This window comes from Streptomyces olivochromogenes (assembly GCF_001514115.1).
In the GTDB taxonomy this organism is placed as follows: Bacteria; Actinomycetota; Actinomycetes; order Streptomycetales; family Streptomycetaceae; genus Streptomyces; species Streptomyces olivochromogenes.
This window is the reverse complement of sequence record NZ_KQ948454.1, coordinates 266,275-289,011: the sequence shown is the minus strand read 5'-3', so window position 1 is coordinate 289,011 and position 22,737 is coordinate 266,275. Positions and strand designations below refer to the sequence as shown.

Genomic DNA, 22,737 nt, shown 5'->3' with positions numbered 1-22,737 from the left:
AAGACTGAGTGGTTGTTCTTACCATCAGTTGACCTTTTTGTGCACCGTGGGGGCGTGCTTCGCTGCCGTGCGGCGCCACTGCTACCCCTGTGACCCCTGATGAAACCGTCACGTAACAAGGTTGTTGAGTCATAAAGGGGGGAGCCGGTTATGCTTTCGCAGTCCGGCTGAAAGTTCGAATTTGGGGCAGCCGGGCTCAGGGTGGGTTCACAGGTCCGTTCCAGGTCCTGGGGGGGTTCATGAATAGTGCAGTGAGTGCTGCGGCGCGCGCTGAGCGTCCTCATCGGCGCAGACGCGAGCCGGAGAGCCACGGGCTCTTGCCACAGCCGCCGGACGACGCCGAGAAGTACTCGTACGCGCGGCGTCATCTGTGGATGCTGACGTTCGGCTCGCTGGTCAGCTTCGCGTGTCTGGCGGTGAGCCAGTTCCTTTTCACGGCGTCCAGCCCGTGGTTCTGGCTGACGATGCCGTTGCTCGCGTTCGTCGTCGCGGACTACCTGATCTCGTTGTATCTGGACGGGCTGAGCAAGGACTTCGACCTCAAGGCGCACAAGCTGCTGGTGCGCCACTGGCAGCCGGCCGCGTACCCGAGTGTGGACGTCTTCCTGCCGGTGTGCGGTGAGCCCCTAGAGGTGCTGCACAACACCTGGGTGCATGTGAACCGGCTTGCGGACACCTACCGGGGCGTCGTGAACGTGTACGTCCTCGACGACGCGGCGGACACCGAGGTCGGGGCCATGGCGCACGACTTCGACTTCAGGTACGTGGTGCGGCCCAACCGGGGCTGGTTCAAGAAGGCCGGCAATCTGCACCACGCCTTCGGGATCACCGGCGGGGACCACATCCTCATCCTCGACGCCGACTTCGCGCCGCGTGCCGATCTGCTCGACGAGCTGCTGCCCTACATGGACGCCGACGAACAGGTCGGGATCGTGCAGTCGCCGCAGTTCTTCCGCATCACCGACCGGCAGAACTGGATCGAGCGCGGGGCCGGGGCCGTTCAGGAGCAGTTCTACCGGTCCGTGCAGACCTCCCGGGAGGGGAAGGACGGGTCGATCTGCGTCGGCTCGTGCGCCGTGTACCGGCGGTCCGCGCTGGAGCAGATCGGCGGCATCTCACTGATCGAGCACTCCGAGGACATGTACACGGGCTTCGACCTGCGGGCGCTGGGCTGGAAGCTGCGCTACGTACCGATCGCGCTGTCGGCGGGTGTGTGCCCGGACACGGCCGGGGCCTTCCACAACCAGCAGTACCGCTGGTGCATGGGCTCGTTGTCGCTGCTGACCAGCAAGCGGTTCTGGGAGATGGACCTCAAGTTCCAGACGCGGCTGTGCTACGTCTCCGGGTTCCTCTACTACCTGCAGACCGCCCTCGCGACCTTTCTCGCCCCGCTGATCCCGCTCGGGCTGCTCATCCTGCGGCCCGATCTGCTGCGCGCCGAGGCCTCGCTCTGGGTGCTGCCCAGCGTGGCGTACGTGACGCTGGTGCTGCCGCTGTGGCACCGGGCGCCGTACCGCCTGGAGGCCTGGTCGGTTCGCGTGATGTACGGGTGGTCGCATGTCTTCGCCGTGTGGGACGTGCTGCGCGGACGTCCGATGGGTTGGAAGCCGACCGGCTCGCAGGGCGCCAAGAAGAACGGCATGCGCCGGTACTGGACCGGAATGATCGTGTGGAGCGCCGGGACCGCGGTGCTGTGGATCGGCGTCGCCGCCTGGCGCATGCTCACGCTCTATCCGCCGGACTTCGCGCTGATGCTGTCCGCCGGCCTCTTCTATGCCATGGTCGTCGGGCGCGTGCTCGTCCAGCCCCGGGAGCGGATCGCGTGATGAGTCGTTTTCGTGCGCTGGCGGCAGTCCTGCTCGCCGGCGCACTCCTCGCCGGCTGCAGCACGTTCTCCGAGCAGGGCCGGGACGAGTACCGACGGGCCCAGGGCAAGGCGGCGGAACCCAGCCTGGGGGTCACCGAGGCGCCCGCCGAGGCGACCAAGCCCGACCTCCCTTATGACGTACGCCCGTTGCTGCAACCCTCGAAGAAGTACCTAGGTGTCGCCGCCGTCGGGGCGCCGGCCAGTATGAAGAACGTCGACGCCTTCGCGAAGGCCGCGGGCAAGAAGCCCAACCTGGTCGAGTTCTACTCGGCCTGGGGTGACCAGTACGAGACGGCCGCCGTGCGGAACGCCTGGAACTACAAGGCGCTGCCCTTCATCGCCTGGGAGCCCTACGACAAGACGCTCAAGCAGATCGCGTCCGGCTCCCAGGACGCGTACATCCGTGACTACGCGCGCTCCGTCAAGGAGCTCAATCTGCCGGTGGCGATCAGCTTCGCGCACGAGATGAACGGCTTCTGGTACGTGTGGGGGACGAAGAAGGCCACCGCTGCGCAGTTCGTCGCCGCGTACCGGCACGTCCACGACCTCTTCGACCAGGAGGGCGCCACCCAGGTCATCTGGGTGTGGAGCCCGAACGTGATCAACCCGGCGCCGAACGTGCGCCTGAAGCCGTACTGGCCGGGCGAGGAGTACGTCGACTGGGTCGGCGTCATCGGCTACTTCGCCCGCTACGGCCCCTCCACCTACCGCACCCTCTACGGGCCCACCGCCAGCCAGATCCGCGCCTTCACCAAGAAGCCCATGATCATCGCGGAGACGGCGGCCGAGGCCGGGGAGCGTAAACCCGCCGACATCACCAACCTCTTCCAGGGGCTGGCCGCGCACAACGACGTGATCGGCTTCGTCTGGTTCGACATCGACAAGGAAGCGGACTGGCGCATCACCAGCGGTCCGGCCTCCGCCCGCACCTTCCGCGAGCAGGCCGCCGACCCCCGCTTCGGATTCGACGTGACCACACCATGAGCAGCAGACAGCCGCCGCCCCAGCAGCCCACGTGGGCCGATCGGGACTACCAGCAGCAGTACCAGGAATACCAGCAGGAGTCGTACGGGCAGGACTCGTACGCCTGGCCGCCTCAGCAGCAGACATATCCGCCGTACTACGAGACGTACGACCCGTACGCGGAAGCCCCGCCGGAAACGCCGGTTCGCGCGCCCGAGCCGGAGCCCGCACCCGAGCCCGAGCCCGAGGCCGACCCCGGCTACACCCTGCCCGCCGTCCCCGAGTCCTCCTGGGCCGTGGACAACCGGCGCGGCAAGCTGCTCGGACGCGGAGTGCTGGGCTGCCTGCTTCTGGTGCAGGCCGGGCTCTCGCTGCGGTTGCGCGGGACGGCCTTCGAGGACGAGGCGCTCTACGTCGCGTCCGGCCACTACGAGCTGAACAACCTGCTGCACGGCACCAAGCTGCCGGTCGACTTCGCGGCCTACTTCTCGGGCCACCCGAAGCTGTACCCGGTGCTCGCCGCCGCCGTGGACTCGTACTTCGGACTCACCGGCGTTCGCGTCGTCAGCCTGCTGTTCATGCTGGCCGCCACCGGGCTGCTGTACGCGGTGACCCGGCGCCTGTTCAACCTGCGGGCGGCGATCGGCGCGGCCGCGCTCTTCTCCGTCCTGCAGTCGACGACGGTGCTCGGCAACTTCGCCACCTACGACGCCGCCGCGATCTTCCTGCTCGCCCTGTCGATGTACGCCGTCGTCCGCACCGACCGGATGCGCTCGGCGGCCGTCCTGCTCGCCGCGCCCCCGGCCGCCCTGGCCTTCGGGGTGAAGTACGCCTCCGGCCTGTATCTGCCGACGCTCGTGCTGCTCGCGGTGGTCACCGCGCACCGGCACCGTGGGGTGAAGGCCCTGGGCCGCGGTGTGTTCCTGGGAGCGGGCATCGGGGCGCTGCTCGCCGCCGGGTACGTCCTCTCCGGGCCGCTCGGCGGCATCAGCTCCACCACCACCAACCGGGCCAAGGGCGCCGACTCCGCCATGACGCTGCTGGAGCGCAGCGCCGAGTGGGGCGGCCTGGTCTTCGTCGCGGCGATCTTCGGCTCGGTGGCGTACACGCTGCGCGGGCGGATGGGCGAGATGCCGTGGATCGAGGGGGCGACCGCCGGGCGGGTGCGGCGCGCCGCGCTCGGCCTGGTGCTCACCGGCACCGCGCTGCTGGCACCGGCATACCAGATCCATCTGCAGACTGGGGTCTCGCTCCACAAGCACGTCGGCTTCGGCCTGCTCTTCGCCGCGCCCATGGCGGGCCTCGGCATGGCCCGGCTCGTCGGCCCGCACTTTCGACATCCGCAGCTCGGGATCTTGGTCTACGTCCTCGCGCTGGTGTTCGGCATGGTGCAGGCGCAGCGGGTGTACAGCTTCCCGGACGCCGCGCCGATGGTGTCCTATCTCCGTACGGTGGTCCACGTCGACAAGAAGGGCTCCTACCTGGCCGAGGAGCAGGAGGTGCCCGCGTACTACCTGCGGGACGTCACCGGGTGGAACCAGTGGCAGAGCACCTACTACATGGACTACCAAGGCAAGGACGGCAAGCAGCTCACCGGCCCCGACGCCTTCGAGCAGGCGGTGCGCGACGGGCGCTTCGACGTGATCGTGATGCACGGCGCGGTGACCCCGGCGACGTACGAGGCGGTCAAGAAGGGGCTCGAGGGCAATACGCACTACCGTCTGGCCGCCGTTTTCCCGTACATGACGAGCAACGGTGAGAACGCCTACCGGATCTGGGTCAAGCGATGAGCGGCACGACGACGGCCGGGTACACGCCCGTCTCCGAGGCGTCCGCCGGTTCCGGTGGGCGGCGGGCCCGGCGTGAGGCCGAGCAGCAGACGCGTGACGACGGCGGGCGACTCGCCGCCCTCCTCGCCTTCCTGCTGCCCTCCGCCGCCGCGCTGGCGCTGATCCTGCGCGGGATCGGCCACCGGGAGCTGTGGCGCGACGAGCACGCCACCTGGTGGGCGGCGTCGCTCTCCCTCCACGACCTGAGCCGGCTGATCCGCTCCAGCGACGTGGTGCTCGCGCCGTACTACGTGCTGATGCACTTCTGGGTCTCCCTCGCCGGGGACTCACCGACCGCGATGCGCATCCCGGGGGCCGTGGCCATGGCCTCCTCGGCCGGGCTGCTCGCCCTGCTCGGACGGCGGCTGTTCACCACGCAGACCGGGCTGCTCGCGGGCTTCCTGTTCGCCGTGGTGCCCACGGTGACGCGCTACGGGCAGGAGATCAGGCCGTACGCCTTCGCCGTGGCCGCCGTGCTCCTGTCGACGCTGCTGCTCGCCAGGGCGCTGGAGCGGCCGAGTTTCAAGGTGTGGGTGGGTTACACCTTCACCGTGCCGATGATCGGCTGGAGCCAGCTGGCCTCGCTCGCGGTGCTCGGCGCGCATCTCACGATGGTCCTGAAGGCCCGGCGTTCGGGGGACCGGATCGTGGGCTGGGCGTACGCGGCGGCCGGCACCCTCGGCCTGTGCTTCGTCGCTCCGATGGTCATCCAGGGGTCGCGCCAGAGCGGGCAGATCGACTGGGGCGACCCGGTCCTGAAGGATCTGGTCGACTTTCCGAAGAACCTCTTCGGGTCGTGGGCGGTGGCCGGGCCGGTGATGGCGCTCGGCGCGCTGGGTATGGTCTTCGCGGGCCGGTGGGCGCCTGCGCTGGCGGTGTGGATCGTGCTGCCGCCGCTGGCGACGTATGTCACCGCGTCCCAGCTGCACCTCTTCCTGCCGTGGTATCTGCTGTTCACGGCGCCCGCCTGGGTGCTGCTCGCGGCGGTCGCGGTCTGCCGGATCGCCGGACCGGTGGCCGGGGCGAAGGCGGGCACGGGGGCGGCGGCCCGGCGCGGGTTCGGCTGGGTGCTCGCCGTGGCGGTGGTCGCCGGGCTCGCCTGGCAGGCGCTGCCGGGCATCCGTGAGACCCGTGAGAACGCGCTCGGGGAGCCCGACTTCCACGGCGCCGCGCACCTTGTCGAGGCCGGGCAGCGCAAGGGCGACGGGATCGTGTTCAGCGGGAAGCTGTCGGAGCGCCGGGCCATGGCCTACGAGCTGCGCGACGACAAGGGCCGCCCGCGGGACGTGCTCATGTACCGCACCCCGCAGGAGCTGGGCTCCTTCGGCGCCAAGCAGTGCCCGCAGCCCGCGAAGTGCCTGGCGGACGCGGACCGGCTGTGGCTGGTGTCGACCATGCGCGAAGGACAGCCGCTCAGCGGTATGCCCAAGGCGACGGCGACCGCGGTCCGGCGCAACTTCCGCGTAGTGAAGACCCGCGAGCTGGAGGGCCTCACGCTCGTCCTGCTCGAGCGGACCGCCAAGGCGGCCACGGGCGGGACTACGGACAAGAAGGAAGACGTCGCCCACCGCAAGATCTACAGCTGAGCGCAGCACCTTTCCCTCCGGGTGCCGTGCCGGACACGGCCGCCCGCCGAGGGAGGGGGAATTTAAGACTACATAAGCGACATATGGGGAGGGAAAGGGAAATGACGAACAACCTGGGGGCGGGCACTGCCGTCACTGTGGTGATGCCGACCTACAACGAGGCGGCCAACCTGCCGCGGATGGCGGAAGCGGTGCTTCAACTGCCGCTCGACGGGCTTCACTTGAAGATCGTGGACGACTCCAGCCCGGACGGCACCGGCAGGATCGCCGACGAGCTGGCGGAGAAGTACAACACCAAGGGGCGGCGCCGGATGAGCGTGCTGCACCGCACCGAGAAGGACGGGCTCGGGCGCGCCTACGCGGCCGGGATGAGCCTCGCGCTCGACGAGGGCGCCGAGTACGTCGTCCAGATGGACGCCGACGGCAGCCACCCCGTCGAGGCCGTGCCCCGGATGCTCGGCACGGCCCTGGCCAACGGGGTGGGGCTGGTCATCGGCAGCCGGTACGTCGAGGGCGGCTCGCTGGACGAGGACTGGGGTACGCACCGCGTCCTGCTCTCCCGCTTCGCCAACCGGTACGCCCGTACCGTGCTCGGCACCCGGATCCGGGACATCACGGCCGGGTTCAACCTCTGGTCGGCCCAGGCCCTGCGCGACATCGACCTGGCCACGCTGGACAGCGCCGGTTACAGCTTCCAGGTCGAGCTGAAGTACAAGGCCGTACGGGCGGGGCACAGCGCCGTCGAGATCCCGATCCGCTTCGAGGAGCGGACCGAGGGGGTCTCGAAGATGACACTGAAGACGCAGCTGGAGTCGGCGTTGGTGCCGATCCGGCTGCGCATGAAGAAGAACTGACCCGGGTCCCAGGTTCCGGGTCCCAGGTCCTGGGTACGGCGGCGGTCGGCCGGTTACTGGTTGGCCGCCGTCGACGCCTGGGCCTCGCCGCGGCGGCGGATCTGGCGGAAGGCGAACTCGGCCAGGTCGTCGCCGGTCGTGAAGACCTTGGCGTCCTTCGTCGTCACGTCCTTGCCGTTGTTGAAGCCGGCCAGCGTGAAGTAGGCGTAACGGCCGTAGGAGTTGGTGGTCGAGCGGCAGACCGCCGTACGGCAGAAGTTGGCGACGCCCTGGCCGGACAGCGAGGTGATGATGCTCTTGCTGTCCGCCTCGGACTTCGCCTTGACCGCCTGGGCCGCGGTGTTGAAGACCGCGACGCCGACGGTCACCGAGACGCCGTCCTTGGTGTAGGTGACGCGCATCATCCGGGTGCAGTCGTTCTTGTTGAGCACCGCGGGCAGCGTGCCCTGCACGGCCGACGCGCAGTTCGTCGTCGAGGCGGTGGGGCCCTTGCGGTAGACGCGGTCACCCATCGTGAGCTGGGAACCGGGGAAGAGGATGTCCGGGCTGAGCGGCGCGGTGTCCTTCTGCACGCTGGATATGAAGTCCATCGGATCCAGCGGCGGCGGCGCCGAGGTCGGCGCGAACGTCGGTACCGGCGCCGTGCTGTCGCTCGGGATGCTCGCGGTGACGGGCAGCTTGCTGGGCGTGTTCCCGGCCTGGTTGTCCCCGTTCGAGGAGACGACGGCCACGGCGACGGCAGCGCCGACCGCGATCGTGGCGACCGCCGAGCCGACGATCACCAGCAGTCTGCGCCGCCGGTTGCGTGCCTCGGACGCGTCGGCGAGTGCCGCCCAGTCCGGAGTCTGGTTCCGACGTCCCCAATCGGGTTGCTGAGAACCAGGCTTCCAGGGATCCCACGGAGGCTCCCCCTGCCCACCCTGCCCATAACTCATGCGCGCATCTTAGACGGGGTCCGGGGGGTGGCGGTCCGCACCGGAGGGCACTTGAGCCCCTAGCGTGACCTGAGTGCGCACGGGCAAAACTGACATCTCCGGGTGCTTGGTGCGACACGCTTCGGCAGGCTTCCAGGTGCGGGCCGTCGGGTGACGCCGGGTAGTCGGACCGTTGCGGAGGAAAGGACTGCCTTACTCTGTTTACAGGGACTGCTCGCGTGGCCCTGAGTGCTCGGGTCGCGAACCCGCGTTTTGACCCGTCCGGGCAACCGCGGGTACTCTTACAGTTCGTTATGCGTATCGGCTTGGTCGTTCTCACGCGAGAGGCCCCTACGTAGGTTCCCTGGAGCAGTTACCAGTGGGCGGCATACGGGCATCGTTCCCGGCACTGTCGTCCCCAGCTGCACGATCGCTTCAGTGATGCCATGTGTCAGCACCCATCCACTGAAGAAGAAGGCTGCGAAGTGCGTACGTTCAGCCCCAAGCCCGGCGACATCACTCGCCAGTGGTATGTCATCGACGCCCAGGATGTCGTCCTGGGCCGTCTGGCCACCACTGCCGCGAACATCCTGCGGGGCAAGCACAAGCCGATCTTTGCGCCGCACGTCGATGCTGGTGACTTCGTCATCATCATCAACGCCGACAAGGTGCACCTCTCCGGCAACAAGAAGACCCAGAAGCTGGCGTACCGCCACTCCGGCTACCCGGGTGGTCTGCGCTCCGTCCGTTACGACGAGCTGCTGGCCAAGAACCCCGAGAAGGCCATCGAGAAGGCCATCAAGGGCATGATCCCCAAGAACACCCTGGGCCGTCAGGTGCTCTCGAAGCTGAAGGTCTACGCGGGCGAGAACCACCCGCACGCTGCTCAGCAGCCGGTCCCGTTCGAGATCACCCAGGTCGCGCAGTAGTTCCGGCCACCACCCCCTAAGACAGAAAAGAATCTGAGGAGAATCGTGGCCGAGACCACCGTTGAGCAGCCGGTCGAAGAGACTGAGCTCGTCGACATCGAGAACTACACCACCGAGTCCGAGGTCCCCGTCGAGGGCGAGTACACCTCGGAGTCGCTCGCGGGCCGCTTCGGCGACCCGCAGCCGGCCGCCGGCCTGGGCCGTCGCAAGAACGCCATCGCCCGCGTCCGGATCGTCCCGGGCACCGGCAAGTGGAAGATCAACGGTCGCACCCTTGAGGACTACTTCCCCAACAAGGTGCACCAGCAGGAAGTCAACGAGCCCTTCAAGGTGCTCGAGCTCGACAACCGCTACGACGTCATCGCCCGCATCTCGGGTGGCGGCGTCTCCGGTCAGGCCGGTGCGCTCCGTCTCGGTGTCGCCCGCGCGCTGAACGAGGCGGACGTCGACAACAACCGCCCGGCCCTGAAGAAGGCCGGCTTCCTCAAGCGCGACGACCGTGCGGTCGAGCGCAAGAAGGCCGGTCTCAAGAAGGCCCGTAAGGCTCCGCAGTACAGCAAGCGTTAATCGCTGGCTGCTGCGTATTCGTACGACCGTTCGCCCCGGCGGCACGCTGTGTGCCGCCGGGGCGTTCGTTTATCACAGCTCAGGGCGTATAACGGCACAAGGCGCTCAAAGGCTTGCATGATCGGATGACTTCCGAAAACTGAGCTTCATCAGGAGGACACCAGTGGGACGACTCTTCGGCACGGACGGCGTGCGCGGTGTCGCCAACGCGGATCTGACGGCCGAGCTGGCGCTCGGTCTCTCCGTGGCGGCGGCGCATGTGCTGGCCGAGGCGGGTACGTTCGAGGGCCACCGGCCGGTGGCAGTGGTCGGGCGGGACCCGCGCGCGTCCGGGGAGTTCCTGGAAGCCGCCGTGGTCGCGGGCCTGGCCAGCGCGGGAGTGGACGTCCTGCTCGTCGGTGTGCTGCCCACCCCCGCGGTGGCGTACCTCACCGGTGCGCTGGGCGCCGACCTCGGCGTGATGCTCTCGGCCAGCCACAACGCCATGCCCGACAACGGCATCAAGTTCTTCGCCCGCGGCGGCCACAAGCTGGCCGACGAGCTGGAGGACAGGATCGAGGGCGTGTACGAGGAGCACCGCACCGGTGCGCCCTGGGACCGGCCCACCGGCGCCGGCGTCGGGCGCGTGCGCGGGTACGACGAGGGGCTCGACCAGTACGTCGCCCACCTCCTCGGCGTGCTCCCGAACCGCCTCGACGGCCTGAAGGTCGTCCTCGACGAGGCGCACGGCGCCGCCGCCCGAGTGTCTCCCGAGGCCTTCACGCAGGCCGGTGCCGAGATCATCACGATCGGCGCCTCGCCCGACGGCCTGAACATCAACGACGGCTGCGGCTCCACCCACCTCGACCTCCTGAAGGCCGCCGTCGTCGAGCACGGGGCCGACCTCGGCATCGCGCACGACGGCGACGCCGACCGCTGCCTCGCCGTGGACCACACGGGTGCCGAGGTGGACGGCGACCAGATCCTGGCCGTCATCGCGCTGGCGATGCGGGAGCGTTCCGCACTGCGCTCCGACACAGTTGTCGCGACGGTCATGTCCAACCTGGGCTTCAAGCTCGCCATGGAGCGCGAGGGTGTCTCCCTCATCCAGACCGCGGTCGGTGACCGCTACGTCCTGGAGGAGATGAAGGAGCACAACTACGCGCTCGGCGGCGAGCAGTCCGGGCACGTGATCATCCTCGACCACGCCACCACCGGCGACGGCACGCTGACCGGCCTGCTGCTGGCGGCCCGGATCGCCCAGACCGGCCGTACGCTCCAGGACCTCGCGTCCGTCATGGAGCGGCTGCCGCAGGTCCTCATCAACGTCCCCGACGTCGACCGCTCGCGGGTGAACAGCTCCGCCGAACTGGCGGCCGCGGTCACCGAGGCCGAGCGGGAACTCGGCTCCACCGGCCGGGTGCTGCTGCGCCCTTCCGGCACCGAGCCGCTCGTCCGGGTCATGGTCGAGGCCGCCGACATCGACCACGCGCGGTCGGTGGCGGGGCGGCTCGCGGACGCGGTGAAGTCGGCGCTGGGCTAGAACCGGTCTGTTCTGGCGGTACGCTCACGCTGCTGGGCCCAGAGCCACTTCTGGACGACCAGCGTGAACGTACCGGCCAGCACGATGCCCAGCAGGTTGAGCAGCAGCTGCTCGCTGGAGCCCCAGGCCTGCCGGTACTCGCCGTAGGCGAAGGCCACGGCAGCGTTCGCCGCCGCCGGCACCGTGGTCACCGAGATGGCGACACCGACCAGCGCGCCCGACTTCGCCGAGGTCAGCGAGAGGGTGCCGGCCACGCCGGCCAGGACCGCGACGACGAACGAGAACGCGTCGGGACGGTAGATGAAGTTGGTGTTGGGCCGCTCGGCGTCCAGCTTGACCGCGCTGAACAGGCCCACCGCGTCCATGAAGTACGTGAAGCCGACCGTCACCACCAACGCCACCGCGAAGCCCACGAGCAGCGCGTTCAGGGAGCGCCACGCCAGCCGAGGGTCGCGTTGGACCAGCGCTGTGCAGATGCCGGCCAGCGGCCCGAACTCCGGGCCCACCGCCATCGCGCCCACGATCAGGATCGCGTTGTCGAGGACCACACCGCAGGCCGCGATCATCGTGGCGAGCGTGAGGAAGGCGACGTAGGTCACCGAGAGCGTCGACTCCTCGTGCGTCGCGTCGGCCAGGTGCTCCCACAGCACCGCGTCCGCACTCTCGCCCGGCGCCTCGTCCTCCGCCTTGTCGGCGCGCTTCGACAGCGACAGATCGATGTTCTCGACGGCGATCGACCCGGTCCGGTCGAGCTCCATCTCCCGCAGCCCGCCGATCAGTTCGTCGCCCGCTTCACGCGCGACGTCACACGTCACCACGTCCCCTGCCGGGTTGCGGGCGGCGCCCGTGAGCACGACGAGATGGGTCGTGCCCACGGTCCTCTCGATCAGCCGTACGACGTCGTCGGTGCGGTCGGCCGGGCTGATCAGACGTAGATGCAGCATGCGGCGCAGGGTATACGCACGGGATGACGGCGTTACGGCGTGCGACGACAGCAGGCGACGGGGCCTCGCGACTACAGCTTGCGCAGGCTCAGGCGCTGCACCTTGTGGTCCGGGCCCTTGCGCACGACGAGGGTGGCGCGGCCCCGGGTGGGAGCCACGTTCTCCAGCAGGTTGGGCTTGTTGATGGTGCGCCAGGTCGTGCGGGCGTAGTCGAGCGCCTCCTCCTCGGAGACCTGGGTGTACCTGCGGAAGTAGGAGTCGGGCTTCTGGAAGGCGGTCTGACGGAGCTTCTTGAACCGGTTGAGATACCAGCTCTCGATGTCCTCGGCGCGGGCGTCGACGTACACGCTGAAGTCGAAGTAGTCCGCGAGGCCGACGCGGGTGCGGCCGTCCGTGCCGGGGAGGGCGGGCTGCAGGACGTTCAGGCCCTCGACGATGAGGATGTCCGGACGGCGGACGGTGAGCCGCTGGTCGGGGACGATGTCGTAGATCAGGTGGGAGTAGACGGGGGCCGTGACCTCGTCCTTCCCCGCCTTGATGTCGGCGACGAACCGGGTGAGGGCCCGACGGTCGTACGACTCGGGGAAACCTTTCCTCGACATCAGACCGCGTGCCTCCAGCTCCTTGGTGGGGAGCAGGAAACCGTCCGTGGTCACCAGTTCGACGCGTGGGTGTTCGGGCCAGCGGGAGAGCAGGGCCTGCAGCAGGCGCGCGACGGTGGACTTGCCGACGGCGACCGACCCGGCCACCCCTATGACGAACGGGGTGCCGGACTGGGAGCCCTTCTCACCGAGGAACGTGTTCAGCGCCCCTCTGAGCCCGTCGGTGGCGCCGACGTACAGATTGAGCAGTCTGGACAGCGGCAGATAGATGTCCCGCACCTCGTCGAGGTCGATGACATCGCCCAGACCGCGCAGCTTCTCGACCTCCTCGGCGGTCAGTGGCAGCGGCGTCTTTTCGCGCAGCACGCTCCACTCGGCTCGGGTGAGGTCGACGTAGGGAGTCGCCTCCGGCCTGTGCCGGTGGGCGCTCCGGGGCATCGGGGAGACCGGAGAGATCACAGTCCATTGTTACGGGAGTGTGGACGGGGTGGGGGGTGGGGTCGGTCACGTAGTCGGCTACGCGGGGTTACGCATGGGCGTCCAGGGGCCGGGGGACCCCCCGAAAGGTGGCTGGAATTTCCGAATTCGGGCACGCAGTGCCGGGTTCGGGAGGTTGTTGGCGCTTAGGCTGCGGCGCATGTGCGGAATCGTGGGATACGTGGGGTCGCAGTCGGCGCTTGATGTGGTGATGGCCGGGCTGAAGCGGCTGGAGTACCGGGGGTACGACTCGGCGGGTGTCGCCGTGTTGGCGGACGGGGGGCTCGCCGCCGCGAAGAAGGCCGGGAAGCTGGTCAACCTGGAGAAGGAGCTGGTCGGCCGGCCGCTGCCGACCGGGTCGACGGGGATCGGGCACACGCGCTGGGCCACGCACGGGGGGCCCACGGACGCGAACGCCCATCCGCATCTCGACAACGCCGGGCGCGTCGCCGTCGTGCACAACGGGATCATCGAGAACTTCGCGCTGCTGCGTGCCGAGTTGGCCGAGCGCGGGCACGAGCTGGCCTCCGAGACCGACACCGAGGTGGTCGCACACCTGATCGCCGAGGAGTTCTCGGCGTGCGAGGACCTGGCGGAGGCGATGCGGCTCGTGTGCCGCCGTCTGGAGGGCGCGTTCACGCTGGTCGCGGTGCATGCGGACGATCCGGACGTGGTGGTGGGGGCGCGGCGGAACTCGCCGCTCGTGGTGGGCGTTGGAGAGGGCGAGGCCTTTCTCGCCTCGGATGTCGCCGCGTTCATCGCCCACACGCGGTCGGCGATCGAGCTGGGTCAGGACCAGGTGGTGGAGCTGCGCCGGGACGGCGTGACGGTGACCGGTTTCGACGGCCGTCCGGCGGAGGTGCACTCGTACCACATCGACTGGGACGCCTCGGCCGCGGAAAAGGGGGGCTATGACTACTTCATGCTCAAGGAGATCGCCGAGCAGCCCAAGGCGGTCGCCGATACGCTCCTGGGCCGGATCGACGCGGGCGGTTCACTGACGCTCGATGAGGTGCGGATCCCGGTTCACGAGCTGCGCGAGGTCGACAAGGTCGTCATCGTGGCCTGCGGGACCGCCTTCCACGCCGGGCTGATCGCCAAGTACGCCATCGAGCACTGGACGCGGATCCCGTGCGAGGTGGAACTCGCGAGCGAGTTCCGGTACCGGGATCCGATTCTCGGTACGCGGTCGCTGGTGATCGCCATCTCCCAGTCCGGCGAGACCATGGACACGCTGATGGCGCTGCGGCACGCCCGCGAGCAGGGCTCCAAGGTGCTGGCGATCTGCAACACGAACGGTTCGACGATCCCGCGCGAGTCGGACGCGGTGCTCTACACGCACGCGGGTCCTGAGGTCGCCGTCGCGTCCACCAAGGCCTTCCTGACGCAGTTGGTCGCCTGTTATCTGGTCGCCCTGTACCTGGGCCAGGTCCGCGGGACCAAGTGGGGCGACGAGATCCAGGCCGTCATCCGGGACCTGTCCCAGATCTCCGGCGAGGTGGAACGCGTCCTGGAGACCATGGAGCCGGTACGGGAGCTCGCGCGATCGCTCGCCGACAAGAAGACCGTGCTGTTCCTGGGGCGGCACGTCGGATATCCGGTCGCCCTGGAAGGTGCCCTCAAGCTCAAGGAGCTCGCCTACATGCACGCCGAGGGTTTCGCGGCGGGTGAGCTGAAGCACGGGCCGATCGCGTTGATCGAGGACGATCTGCCGGTCGTGGTCGTCGTGCCGTCGCCGCGCGGGCGCTCGGTTCTGTACGACAAGATCGTGTCCAACATCCAGGAGATCCGGGCGAGGGGCGCGCGCACGATCGTGATCGCGGAGGAGGGGGACGAGGCGGTGGTTCCCTACGCCGACCACCTGATCCGGATTCCGGCCACGCCGACGTTGCTTCAGCCGCTGGTCGCGACGGTGCCGTTGCAGGTGTTCGCGTGTGAACTGGCGACGGCGCGGGGCAACGAGGTGGATCAGCCTCGGAACCTGGCGAAGTCGGTGACGGTGGAGTGAGCCGGCTTTAGGGCGTCGATGAAGGCGGAGAAGGCTCCGGCCGGGAAGGTGAGCGTGGCCCTGGCCGGGGTCTTGGAGTCGCGGATGGCTATGTGGGTGGGCGAGTTCGAGATTTCCACGCACTCGTTGCCGTCGGCCTCGCTCGAGTAGGACGACTTCCGCCAGTTGTCCGTGGGGTGCCTCACAGCTCTTTCGTCAGCTTGTGGATGAACTCGCGCGACCGTTCGGGTTCGAGTGAAGCGGCCTCTACTCTACGGAAGCTCGTTCGGTAAGTGTTGAGCTGAGCCTTCGAGGCGGCGCGGTCGCTGACCCTGATCCCAAGTGCCGCCTCATGGAGTGCGGGCCTGCGCCGATCTGTGGGGCTGGCAGCCGCTGGCCAGGAACGGGCAGCGCGGCAAGTACGTGTGGTGCGAGCTGGCGGCCGCCTAGGATCACCCGCACCGTACGGATATGCGAATGCAGGGTGGGGAACATGGGCGTTCTGGTGCTGGCCGGTCTCCTGGTGCTTGTCATCGGTGGGTGCGTGTGTGTGGTGTGGGCGTCGCGGGGCGGGCCCCGCTGGGTCCGGGGCGTGGCGGCGGTGACGCTCGTCGTGGGGGAGCTGGTGCGCGCCGCCGCGAAGAGCAACGGGCGACGGAGTGTGAATCAGTCCAGCAGTGACGGCGACTAGGGCCTGACCCGTCGGACAGGCGCTGACGTCGGCAAGAAGGCTCGTCCAGATGGTGGCGTTAGGCCGTTTGTCCCGCTGTGGGGGTTCCCGCTGCGACCCGTGGGCCGGTGCCCTCTTATTCTCGGACACGACCTTTCGAATACAAGAGGAGCAGTGCCATGGGACAGAACGTCTTCTTCGAGGTGTCCGCCGACGGTGAGCCGCTCGGCCGGATCGAGTTCAAGCTGTACGACGACGTGGTCCCGGAGACGGCCCGCAACTTCCGTGAGCTGGCCACCGGTCAGAACGGTTTCGGCTACAAGGGCTCGCCGTTCCACCGTGTCATCCCGGACTTCATGCTGCAGGGCGGTGACTTCACCAACGAGGACGGCACCGGCGGCAAGAGCATCTACGGTGCGAAGTTCCCGGACGAGAACTTCAAGCTCAAGCACACCAAGCCGGGTCTGCTGAGCATGGCCAACGCCGGCCGGAACACCAACGGCTCGCAGTTCTTCATCACCACGATCGTCACCGACTGGCTCGACGGCAAGCACGTCGTCTTCGGTGAGGTCGTCGAGGGCATGGACGTCGTCAAGGCCGTCGAGAAGCTCGGCAGCCGTTCCGGCACCACGTCCAAGAAGATCGTCATCGCGGACTCCGGCACCGTCTGAGAGATCCGGGCCGGGACTCGTCCGGCCGTACAGCGCAGAGATCGAGCGGGAACGGCTGCGGCCGTTCCCGCTCGATCGGTATCGGGCACCCCTCGCCTCTCCCCGGCGTGACGCGGACCACACCACAGGAATTTCGGCTCGCCCTGTAAGAAGTGGGCGCTCACGCGCATTGCTTGGTGAGAGAGCCGATATGAGGGGATGGCGTGTGACACATGCCCAACGCTTCAGGGATGTCTACGAGGAGTGCTATCCGCGCGTCCTCGCCTATGCCACGAGTCTGGTGGGTCGACAGGTAGGCGAGGACATCACGAGCGAGACGTTCACCGTCGCCTGGCGGCGCGTGCGGGACATTCCGCAACCCGCACTGCCCTGGCTCCTGGGAGTGGCCCGCAACCTGGTGCGCGAACTGCGCCGCCGGGACAGCCACCAGTACGCCCTGGCCGCCGAGGAGGCGCAGCGCATCAGCAGCGGTGCCCGGAGCGACGTCGGTGACGTCGCGGCGGACGTGACCGACCGGGAAGCCGCGTTGCAGGCCCTGGCGAGTCTGTCCGACGCCGACCGGGAGCTGCTGACTCTGATCGCCTGGCACGGGCTGAGCCCCAAGCAGGCGGCACGGGTCCTGGGCTGCACCATCGCGACGCTGACCGTCCGGCTGCACCGGGCCCGCCGCCGTCTGGAGAAGGCCCTGGAGGCGGTGTCCCCGGCGGAGACGGCGTCCGTAGCAGCCACACAAACGCCGCCTTCACGGGTGCCGCCGGCTCGGGCCCCGCACCACAGCGCTGATCGCAAAGGAGCACTCACATGAAGAACACCCGTGTACGGTCCGGGCGACCCGACGTCCTGAGGGTGCTCGCGGACGCCCGGCCCGACGAACTCGACCCGGCCCGGTTGGCCGACTCCCCGCGGCAGCACGACGACCTGGCACGCATCCTGGCCGGAGCGACGGACAGTCGCACGGCACGCTCCGAGGAACCGCGGCGCCTCTGGGCGGGGATCCGGCCGCTCGGGACCGTCGTGGCCGTCGCGGCCGTCGCGGCGTCCGTGGTGGTCGTGAGCACGCTCGACGGGCAGGACCCTTCAGGGGTGCGTGCGAGCGCCCACCCGCAGTCCTCGTCCGCCACGGCGGGGTCGGCCTCGGCGGCGTCGGAGGGCCGTGCCGACGTCCAGGTCGACGGCCGCCTCGAACTGCTCAGCGTGGCGAAGAAGGCGGAGACACCGGCCGCCGAGGGAACGTACTGGCAGACCACCACCCGCTCGCAGGACGTGAACGTCGTCGATGCGAAGGGACAGCTCTTCGCCGTGCGCACCACGTCGACCGGACAGTGGTCGGTGGGTGTGCGCCCGGGAACCCAGAGCCTGATGGTCTCCGGTCTGGACGACGTGACCGCGCCCCGCACCGAGGCGGACAAGGCACGCTGGCGGGCCGCGGGCTCGCCGGCCACCGTGCAGGCCGAGGCCTCGACAACGGCCGGACAGGGCACGCTGGGGTACAGGATCGGAACCGGGCGGCCGATGGTCATGCGGACGGACGCCGACGACAAGATCTACGCCCTCGGCCCGCGGAACGTCTCGTACCAGGACCTGCGCGAACTCCCCTCCAACAGTGGAGAGTTGCGCCGTCAGCTGGAGAAGCTGTACGCGGAGGACAGCAGCGGTGCCGAGACCGGCGCCGGCCGCACGGCCTATGTGCTGCGCCAGGCGGCCGACCTCATCACGATGCCGGTGAAGCCCGCCGTACGGGCGGCCGCGTATCGGGTGATCGCGAACCTGCCCGGCGTCCGGGGGCTCGGGCGTGTCACCGATCCACTGGGGCGTGAGGGCGTCGGTGTCGCGTTCCCCGGCACGGCGCGGACCCCGCTGGGGAGCGTGCAGCAGCAGCTGGTCGTGGACCCGGCCACCGGCGCGATGCTCTGCGAGCAGGTCGTGCTGGTCGAACCGTCGGCCAGGGCCCGGGAGGCGGGTCTCGACGCGGGTACGACGGTGGACTATGAGGCGACGACGCGGATGAGCTGGGGCGAGCACCAGATCACCGTGCCGAAGAACGCCAAGCACTGAGCTCGCGCGAGCAACGCCGAGAGGTCGGCACGTCGGCGGCCGTCCGGCCCATAGGGTGCTGGGCATGAGCATCATCGGGGTCGGTATCGACGTGGCCGAGATCGACCGGTTCCTGGCGGCGCTGGAGCGTACGCCGGGGCTGGCCCATCGGCTCTTCCTGGATCAGGAGTTGCACCTGCCGAACGGGGAGCGCCGCGGCATCGCCTCCCTGGCCGCGCGCTTCGCCGCGAAGGAGGCGGTCGCCAAGGCGCTGGGCGCTCCGGCGGGCATGCACTGGACGGACGCGGAGGTCTACGTCGAGGACAGCGGCCGGCCGCGGCTGCGGGTGACGGGGACGGTGGCGGCGCGCGCGGCCGAACTGGGCGTCCGTTCGTGGCATGTGTCGCTGAGCCACGACGCGGGGGTGGCCTCGGCCGTGGTGGTGGCGGAGGGGTAGGGGAGCGCGGTTGCACGGCGGCCGGGGCGGCGCGGTGAGCCCGCGTACGGGAGACTCGACCCATGCGTACTGCGTACAGCGTGGAGACGGTCAGGGCGGCAGAGCGTGAGCTGATGGCGCGGCTTGCGGAGGGTGCGCTGATGCAGCGCGCCGCGGCCGGACTCGCCGCTGCCTGCGCGGACTTGCTGGGACGGGTGTACGGCAGCCGGGTCGTGCTGCTCGTGGGCAGCGGGGACAACGGGGGCGACGCCCTGTACGCCGGGGCCCGGCTGGCGCGGCGTGGGGCGGGGGTCACCGCCGTGCTGCTCGCGCCCGAACGGACGCACGGCGCGGGCCTGGCCGCGCTGCGGGGGGCCGGGGGCACGGTGGCCGGGTCCGGCGCCGCCGAGGAGTTGATCCTGCGGGCCGACCTCGTCGTGGACGGGATCGTCGGCATCGGGGGCAAGGGCGGGCTGCGGCCCGAGGCGGTGCCGCTGGCCGGGTACGCGGCGGACTCCCGGGCCGCCGTGGTCGCCGTGGACCTGCCGAGCGGGATCGAGGCCGACACCGGAGAGGTCCTGGGCACCGCCGTCCGCGCCGATCTGACGGTGACCTTCGGAACGCACAAGCCCGGGCTGCTCATCGACCCGGGGCGCGAGTACGCCGGTTCGGTACGCCTCGTCGACATCGGGCTCGAACTGCCCGAGGAGGCCGAACTGGAGGCCCTTCAGCACGCGGACGTGGCGGTGCGGCTGCCGGTGCCCGGGGCCGAGAGCGACAAGTACCGGCGCGGGGTCGTCGGGATCGCGGCCGGGTCCGCGCGGTATCCCGGGGCCGCCGTGCTCGCCGTGTCCGGGGCGTTGCGGGGCGGCGCGGGGGCGGTGCGGTACGTCGGGCCCGCGGCGGATGCCGTGATCTCCCGTTTTCCCGAGACGCTTGTGTCGGACCAGGGGCCCGCACGGGCCGGGCGGGTCCAGGCGTGGGTGGTGGGGCCCGGGGTCGGGGACGACGCGTCGGCGGTGGCGCAGGTGCTCGAGGCGGATGTGTCGGTGCTGGTGGACGCGGACGGGCTGCGGCTCGCGGACCGGTCCGCCGTACGGGCCCGTACCGCGCCCACGCTGATGACTCCGCATGCCGGGGAGGCGGCGGCGTTGCTCGGGGTCTCGCGGGAGTCGGTGGAGGCGGCTCGGCTGGCGTCGGCGCGGGAGTTGGCGCTTCGGTACGGGGCGACCGTGCTGCTGAAGGGGTCGACGACTCTGGTCGCCGATCCGCAGGGCGGTGCGGTGCGGGTGAATCCGACGGGGACGGCGTGGCTGGCCACGGCCGGGAGTGGGGACGTGCTGTCGGGGCTCGCGGGGTCGTTGCTCGCGGCCGGGTTGTCGGCGTTGGACGCGGGCAGTGTGGGCGCGTATCTGCATGGGCTGGCGGGGAGGCTCGCGGCGGACGGGGCGCCCCTGGGGGCGCATGATGTCGCGGCGGCGATTCCGGAGGCCTGGCGGGACATCCGCGACGCGCTCCGCTGACCCCGCCGTTCTTCGTCTGCGGGTGGGTGGGGGCTTGTCGCGCAGTTCCCCGCGCCCCTGGGGTGGGGCTTCGCCCCAGCCCCCCCGCGCCCCTTACGGGGGCGCTGCGTTGCCCATTACGGGGGACCCCGTCCGCGCGGCGCACCCCCGCTCGCGTCGGGGTTGCGTATCGCTGGTCGCATGATGATGAGCAGACGAATGAGACGCGGGAGCGTGGGGGTGCTCCTCGCGCTGCTGGTGGTGATGCCGGTGGAGGGCGCGGCGGCGGAGGCCGGGCCCCCCGCGCCCGGGCCGGGCAGCGAGCTGGTGCCCGGCGTGCCGCCGGGGCCCCATCAGCCGTGGCACGTGGACACGCCGGACCAGATGCTGCCACCGAGGGTGTACACACCGAGCGCGCAGGAGGACGCTGCCGAGCCGAGGGACGCCCCCGCGGAGACGGACGCGCTCATCGAGTACGTCCCCCTCAGCGAGGCCGTCGCGGGCAAGTCCGTGATGTGCAGCAAGCTGACCGGGCCGTACCAGCGGCAGGTCGAGCGGTGGCTGAAGCTGAAGGTCGACGGGAAGCAGTCGGCGAGGGACTGCGCCGCCATCCGGGCGTTCCAGACGAAGGAGGGGATCAAGCCGAACAGCGGCTTCGCCGGCCCCGTCACCTGGGCCCGGATGCAGCTGCTGTCCGCGAAGAAGAACCCGAACGCGGCCGGGAAGTGTCCCGTGCGGTCGTACCGCGTCGCGTGTGTGGACCTGACCCGGCAGCTCACCTGGGTGCAGAAGGGGAAGAAGGTGCTGTGGGGACCGGTGCCGATGCGCAGCGGCCGGGCCGGGTACCGGACCAGGACCGGCTCGTTCAAGGTCTACTGGAAGCACAAGAGCCACTGGTCGACGCTGTACAACACCCCGATGCCGTACAGCCAGTTCTTCAGCGGCGGAGAGGCCTTCCACGCCATCTACGGCAGCATCTACGACCCGAACGGCTCGTACGGCTGTGTCAATCTGCGCCTGGCCGACGCCCGCTCCCTGTGGAACGTCACCAAGACGAACGACCACGTGTACGTGTGGGGCCGCAGGGCCGGCACCTGACCGTCCTCCGGGGGCCCTCGGACCCCTCTGAGACACTGGGGGCGCGATGAACGACACAGCACCCCTGCGCGCCCGCGCAGAGATCGACCTGGCCGCCCTGCGGGCCAACGTGCGGACCCTGCGTGCCCACGCGCCCTCCGCGGCCTTGATGGCCGTGGTCAAGTCCGACGCGTACGGCCACGGGGCGGTCCCGTGCGCCCGCGCGGCGCTGGAGGCCGGCGCCACCTGGCTCGGCACCGCCACCCCCGAGGAGGCCCTCGCCCTGCGCGCGGCCGGCCTGACCGACAGCCGGATCATGTGCTGGCTGTGGACGCCCGGCGGGCCGTGGCGGGAGGCCATCGAGGCCGACCTCGACGTGTCGGTGAGCGGGATGTGGGCCCTGCGGGAGGTCACCGCCGCGGCCGAGGCGGCCGGGACGGCCGCCCGGGTCCAGCTCAAGGCCGACACCGGGCTCGGGCGCGGCGGCTGCCAGCCCGCCGACTGGCCCGAACTCGTGCGCGAGGCGCTGCGCGCCGAGGAACGCGGGCTGATCGACATCACCGGTCTGTGGTCGCACTTCGCCTGCGCCGACGAACCCGGGCACCCCTCCATCCGTGCCCAACTGGACCGTTTCCGCGAGATGGTGACGTACGCCGAGGAGCGGGGCGCGCGTCCCGAGGTGCGGCACATCGCGAACTCGCCGGCCACGCTGACCCTCCCCGAGAGCCACTTCGACCTCGTACGGACGGGGATCGCGGTCTACGGCATCTCGCCCAGCCCCGAGATCGGCACCCCGGCCGACTTCGGGCTGCGCCCGGTGATGACACTGAGCGCGTCCCTCGCGCTGGTGAAGCACGTACCGGGGGGCCACGGGGTCAGTTACGGGCATCACTACGTCACCGCGGGTGCCACCACCCTCGGCCTCGTCCCCGTCGGCTACGCGGACGGCGTGCCGCGCCACGCCTCCGGCACCGGACCGGTGCTGGTGGGCGGCAAGTGGCGGACGGTGGCGGGGCGGGTCGCGATGGACCAGTTCGTGGTCGACCTGGGCGGGGACGAGCCGGTGCCCGGTTCGGAGGCGATCCTGTTCGGTCCGGGCGACCGGGGCGAGCCGACCGCCGAGGACTGGGCGCGGGCGGCGGGGACGATCGCGTACGAAATCGTCACCCGGATCGGAACCCGAGTGCCGCGCGTATACGTGAATAAGGAACAAGGCGGGTAACCCGCAAGGAGTACAGGGGGTGCCCCGCGCAGGACAACAGGGCAACAGGACATAGTTGCACCACCAGCGGTACCTCCGGCACCA

At 69.8% G+C, this 22,737-nt stretch carries 21 protein-coding genes and 2 pseudogenes; 18 read left to right on the top strand and 5 right to left on the bottom strand.

Annotated elements, in window-relative coordinates; translation table 11 throughout:
* The first annotated feature begins 239 nt into the window (after positions 1–239).
* The 5 genes from AQJ27_RS13695 to AQJ27_RS13675 all read left to right on the top strand — a co-directional run bounded on the left by AQJ27_RS13695 (position 240) and on the right by AQJ27_RS13675 (position 7,099).
* On the top strand, positions 240–1,826 hold the full coding sequence (locus AQJ27_RS13695) for a glycosyltransferase family 2 protein (RefSeq protein WP_067367066.1): 1,587 nt from the start codon (positions 240–242) through the stop codon (positions 1,824–1,826).
* A complete protein-coding gene (locus AQJ27_RS13690; RefSeq protein ID WP_067367063.1) occupies positions 1,826–2,851 on the top strand; it encodes a glycoside hydrolase family 26 protein in 1,026 nt (341 codons plus the stop codon). The genes AQJ27_RS13695 and AQJ27_RS13690 overlap by 1 nt, the downstream gene beginning before the upstream one ends.
* Complete coding sequence (locus AQJ27_RS13685; protein ID WP_235613585.1) at positions 2,848–4,620, top strand: ArnT family glycosyltransferase; 1,773 nt, start codon at positions 2,848–2,850, stop codon at positions 4,618–4,620. The genes AQJ27_RS13690 and AQJ27_RS13685 overlap by 4 nt, the downstream gene beginning before the upstream one ends.
* Positions 4,617–6,245, top strand: a complete 1,629-nt coding sequence (locus AQJ27_RS13680; protein ID WP_079064964.1) for a glycosyltransferase family 39 protein — start codon at positions 4,617–4,619, stop codon at positions 6,243–6,245. The genes AQJ27_RS13685 and AQJ27_RS13680 overlap by 4 nt, the downstream gene beginning before the upstream one ends.
* A gap of 101 nt (positions 6,246–6,346) precedes the next feature.
* Positions 6,347–7,099: a polyprenol monophosphomannose synthase gene (locus AQJ27_RS13675; protein ID WP_067367060.1), complete on the top strand. Its 753-nt coding sequence runs from the start codon at positions 6,347–6,349 to the stop codon at positions 7,097–7,099.
* A 53-nt stretch (positions 7,100–7,152) separates the two neighbouring features.
* On the opposite strand, the gene AQJ27_RS13670 is transcribed toward AQJ27_RS13675, so the two are convergent.
* The gene (locus AQJ27_RS13670) at positions 7,153–8,034 is read right to left on the bottom strand and encodes a hypothetical protein (protein ID WP_067367057.1); all 882 of its coding nucleotides are present in this window, start codon (positions 8,032–8,034) and stop codon (positions 7,153–7,155) included.
* A 464-nt stretch (positions 8,035–8,498) separates the two neighbouring features.
* Here AQJ27_RS13670 and rplM point away from each other — a divergent pair, with 464 nt between their 5' ends.
* The 3 genes from rplM to glmM all read left to right on the top strand — a co-directional run bounded on the left by rplM (position 8,499) and on the right by glmM (position 11,031).
* Positions 8,499–8,942 (top strand): 50S ribosomal protein L13, encoded by a 444-nt coding sequence (rplM, locus tag AQJ27_RS13665; protein WP_060895272.1) that lies wholly within the window; start codon positions 8,499–8,501, stop codon positions 8,940–8,942.
* A gap of 45 nt (positions 8,943–8,987) precedes the next feature.
* The gene (rpsI, locus tag AQJ27_RS13660; protein ID WP_060895271.1) at positions 8,988–9,509 is read left to right on the top strand and encodes a 30S ribosomal protein S9; all 522 of its coding nucleotides are present in this window, start codon (positions 8,988–8,990) and stop codon (positions 9,507–9,509) included.
* Between the two features lie 163 nt (positions 9,510–9,672).
* Positions 9,673–11,031, top strand: a complete 1,359-nt coding sequence (gene glmM / locus AQJ27_RS13655) for a phosphoglucosamine mutase (protein WP_067367054.1) — start codon at positions 9,673–9,675, stop codon at positions 11,029–11,031.
* Here the strand turns inward: glmM and AQJ27_RS13650 are convergent.
* Together AQJ27_RS13650 and coaA are read right to left on the bottom strand one after the other, a co-directional pair.
* Complete coding sequence (locus tag AQJ27_RS13650) at positions 11,028–11,975, bottom strand: DUF389 domain-containing protein (protein ID WP_067367051.1); 948 nt, start codon at positions 11,973–11,975, stop codon at positions 11,028–11,030. The two genes, glmM and AQJ27_RS13650, sit on opposite strands and share 4 nt — an antisense overlap.
* A gap of 71 nt (positions 11,976–12,046) precedes the next feature.
* Entirely contained in the window at positions 12,047–13,015 is a 969-nt protein-coding gene (coaA, locus tag AQJ27_RS13645; protein WP_162489346.1) for a type I pantothenate kinase, read from the bottom strand.
* Between the two features lie 199 nt (positions 13,016–13,214).
* Here coaA and glmS point away from each other — a divergent pair, with 199 nt between their 5' ends.
* Positions 13,215–15,062: a glutamine--fructose-6-phosphate transaminase (isomerizing) gene (glmS, locus tag AQJ27_RS13640; protein WP_079064963.1), complete on the top strand. Its 1,848-nt coding sequence runs from the start codon at positions 13,215–13,217 to the stop codon at positions 15,060–15,062.
* On the opposite strand, the gene AQJ27_RS52025 is transcribed toward glmS, so the two are convergent.
* Complete coding sequence (locus AQJ27_RS52025; RefSeq protein ID WP_079064962.1) at positions 15,023–15,247, bottom strand: DUF397 domain-containing protein; 225 nt, start codon at positions 15,245–15,247, stop codon at positions 15,023–15,025. The two genes, glmS and AQJ27_RS52025, sit on opposite strands and share 40 nt — an antisense overlap.
* Positions 15,244–15,354: pseudogene (locus AQJ27_RS58625) on the bottom strand (transcriptional regulator); the annotation flags it as partial. The gene AQJ27_RS52025 and the pseudogene AQJ27_RS58625, both read right to left, overlap by 4 nt.
* Positions 15,355–15,398: 44 nt before the next feature.
* Between AQJ27_RS58625 and AQJ27_RS52020 the strand changes: the two are divergent.
* The 9 genes and pseudogenes from AQJ27_RS52020 to alr all read left to right on the top strand — a co-directional run.
* Positions 15,399–15,491, top strand: a pseudogene (locus AQJ27_RS52020) (ATP-binding protein); the annotation flags it as partial.
* Between the two features lie 43 nt (positions 15,492–15,534).
* Positions 15,535–15,732 carry a hypothetical protein gene (locus AQJ27_RS13635; protein WP_067367045.1) on the top strand — a complete coding sequence of 66 codons (198 nt, stop codon included), beginning with the start codon at positions 15,535–15,537 and terminating at the stop codon, positions 15,730–15,732.
* Positions 15,733–15,890: 158 nt separating this feature from the next.
* Positions 15,891–16,382: a peptidylprolyl isomerase gene (locus AQJ27_RS13630; RefSeq protein ID WP_067367043.1), complete on the top strand. Its 492-nt coding sequence runs from the start codon at positions 15,891–15,893 to the stop codon at positions 16,380–16,382.
* Between the two features lie 205 nt (positions 16,383–16,587).
* A complete protein-coding gene (locus tag AQJ27_RS13625) occupies positions 16,588–17,187 on the top strand; it encodes an RNA polymerase sigma factor (RefSeq protein ID WP_067367041.1) in 600 nt (199 codons plus the stop codon).
* Positions 17,184–18,437 carry a CU044_5270 family protein gene (locus AQJ27_RS13620; RefSeq protein WP_067367038.1) on the top strand — a complete coding sequence of 418 codons (1,254 nt, stop codon included), beginning with the start codon at positions 17,184–17,186 and terminating at the stop codon, positions 18,435–18,437. The genes AQJ27_RS13625 and AQJ27_RS13620 overlap by 4 nt, the downstream gene beginning before the upstream one ends.
* Before the next feature lie 64 nt (positions 18,438–18,501).
* Positions 18,502–18,873: a holo-ACP synthase gene (locus AQJ27_RS13615; RefSeq protein WP_060895278.1), complete on the top strand. Its 372-nt coding sequence runs from the start codon at positions 18,502–18,504 to the stop codon at positions 18,871–18,873.
* A 62-nt stretch (positions 18,874–18,935) separates the two neighbouring features.
* Positions 18,936–20,375 carry a bifunctional ADP-dependent NAD(P)H-hydrate dehydratase/NAD(P)H-hydrate epimerase gene (locus AQJ27_RS13610; protein WP_067367034.1) on the top strand — a complete coding sequence of 480 codons (1,440 nt, stop codon included), beginning with the start codon at positions 18,936–18,938 and terminating at the stop codon, positions 20,373–20,375.
* A gap of 198 nt (positions 20,376–20,573) precedes the next feature.
* Positions 20,574–21,452, top strand: a complete 879-nt coding sequence (locus AQJ27_RS13605) for a L,D-transpeptidase family protein (RefSeq protein ID WP_079064961.1) — start codon at positions 20,574–20,576, stop codon at positions 21,450–21,452.
* Between the two features lie 46 nt (positions 21,453–21,498).
* Positions 21,499–22,653: an alanine racemase gene (gene alr / locus AQJ27_RS13600; protein WP_067367028.1), complete on the top strand. Its 1,155-nt coding sequence runs from the start codon at positions 21,499–21,501 to the stop codon at positions 22,651–22,653.
* The last annotated feature ends 84 nt before the right edge of the window (positions 22,654–22,737 follow it).

Coding starts and splice junctions, on each gene's coding strand:
- AQJ27_RS13650 (WP_067367051.1), bottom strand. CDS start 11,975: ATGCTGCATCTACGTCTGATCAGCCCGGCCGACCGCACCGACGACGTC.
- AQJ27_RS13620 (WP_067367038.1), top strand. CDS start 17,184: ATGAAGAACACCCGTGTACGGTCCGGGCGACCCGACGTCCTGAGGGTG.
- AQJ27_RS13685 (WP_235613585.1), top strand. CDS start 2,848: ATGAGCAGCAGACAGCCGCCGCCCCAGCAGCCCACGTGGGCCGATCGG.
- glmS (WP_079064963.1), top strand. CDS start 13,215: ATGTGCGGAATCGTGGGATACGTGGGGTCGCAGTCGGCGCTTGATGTG.
- AQJ27_RS13610 (WP_067367034.1), top strand. CDS start 18,936: ATGCGTACTGCGTACAGCGTGGAGACGGTCAGGGCGGCAGAGCGTGAG.
- AQJ27_RS13695 (WP_067367066.1), top strand. CDS start 240: ATGAATAGTGCAGTGAGTGCTGCGGCGCGCGCTGAGCGTCCTCATCGG.
- AQJ27_RS13670 (WP_067367057.1), bottom strand. CDS start 8,034: ATGAGTTATGGGCAGGGTGGGCAGGGGGAGCCTCCGTGGGATCCCTGG.
- coaA (WP_162489346.1), bottom strand. CDS start 13,015: ATGCCCCGGAGCGCCCACCGGCACAGGCCGGAGGCGACTCCCTACGTC.
- AQJ27_RS13690 (WP_067367063.1), top strand. CDS start 1,826: ATGAGTCGTTTTCGTGCGCTGGCGGCAGTCCTGCTCGCCGGCGCACTC.
- AQJ27_RS13615 (WP_060895278.1), top strand. CDS start 18,502: ATGAGCATCATCGGGGTCGGTATCGACGTGGCCGAGATCGACCGGTTC.
- AQJ27_RS13635 (WP_067367045.1), top strand. CDS start 15,535: ATGGGCGTTCTGGTGCTGGCCGGTCTCCTGGTGCTTGTCATCGGTGGG.
- AQJ27_RS13630 (WP_067367043.1), top strand. CDS start 15,891: ATGGGACAGAACGTCTTCTTCGAGGTGTCCGCCGACGGTGAGCCGCTC.
- AQJ27_RS13675 (WP_067367060.1), top strand. CDS start 6,347: ATGACGAACAACCTGGGGGCGGGCACTGCCGTCACTGTGGTGATGCCG.
- alr (WP_067367028.1), top strand. CDS start 21,499: ATGAACGACACAGCACCCCTGCGCGCCCGCGCAGAGATCGACCTGGCC.
- AQJ27_RS13680 (WP_079064964.1), top strand. CDS start 4,617: ATGAGCGGCACGACGACGGCCGGGTACACGCCCGTCTCCGAGGCGTCC.
- AQJ27_RS13605 (WP_079064961.1), top strand. CDS start 20,574: ATGAGACGCGGGAGCGTGGGGGTGCTCCTCGCGCTGCTGGTGGTGATG.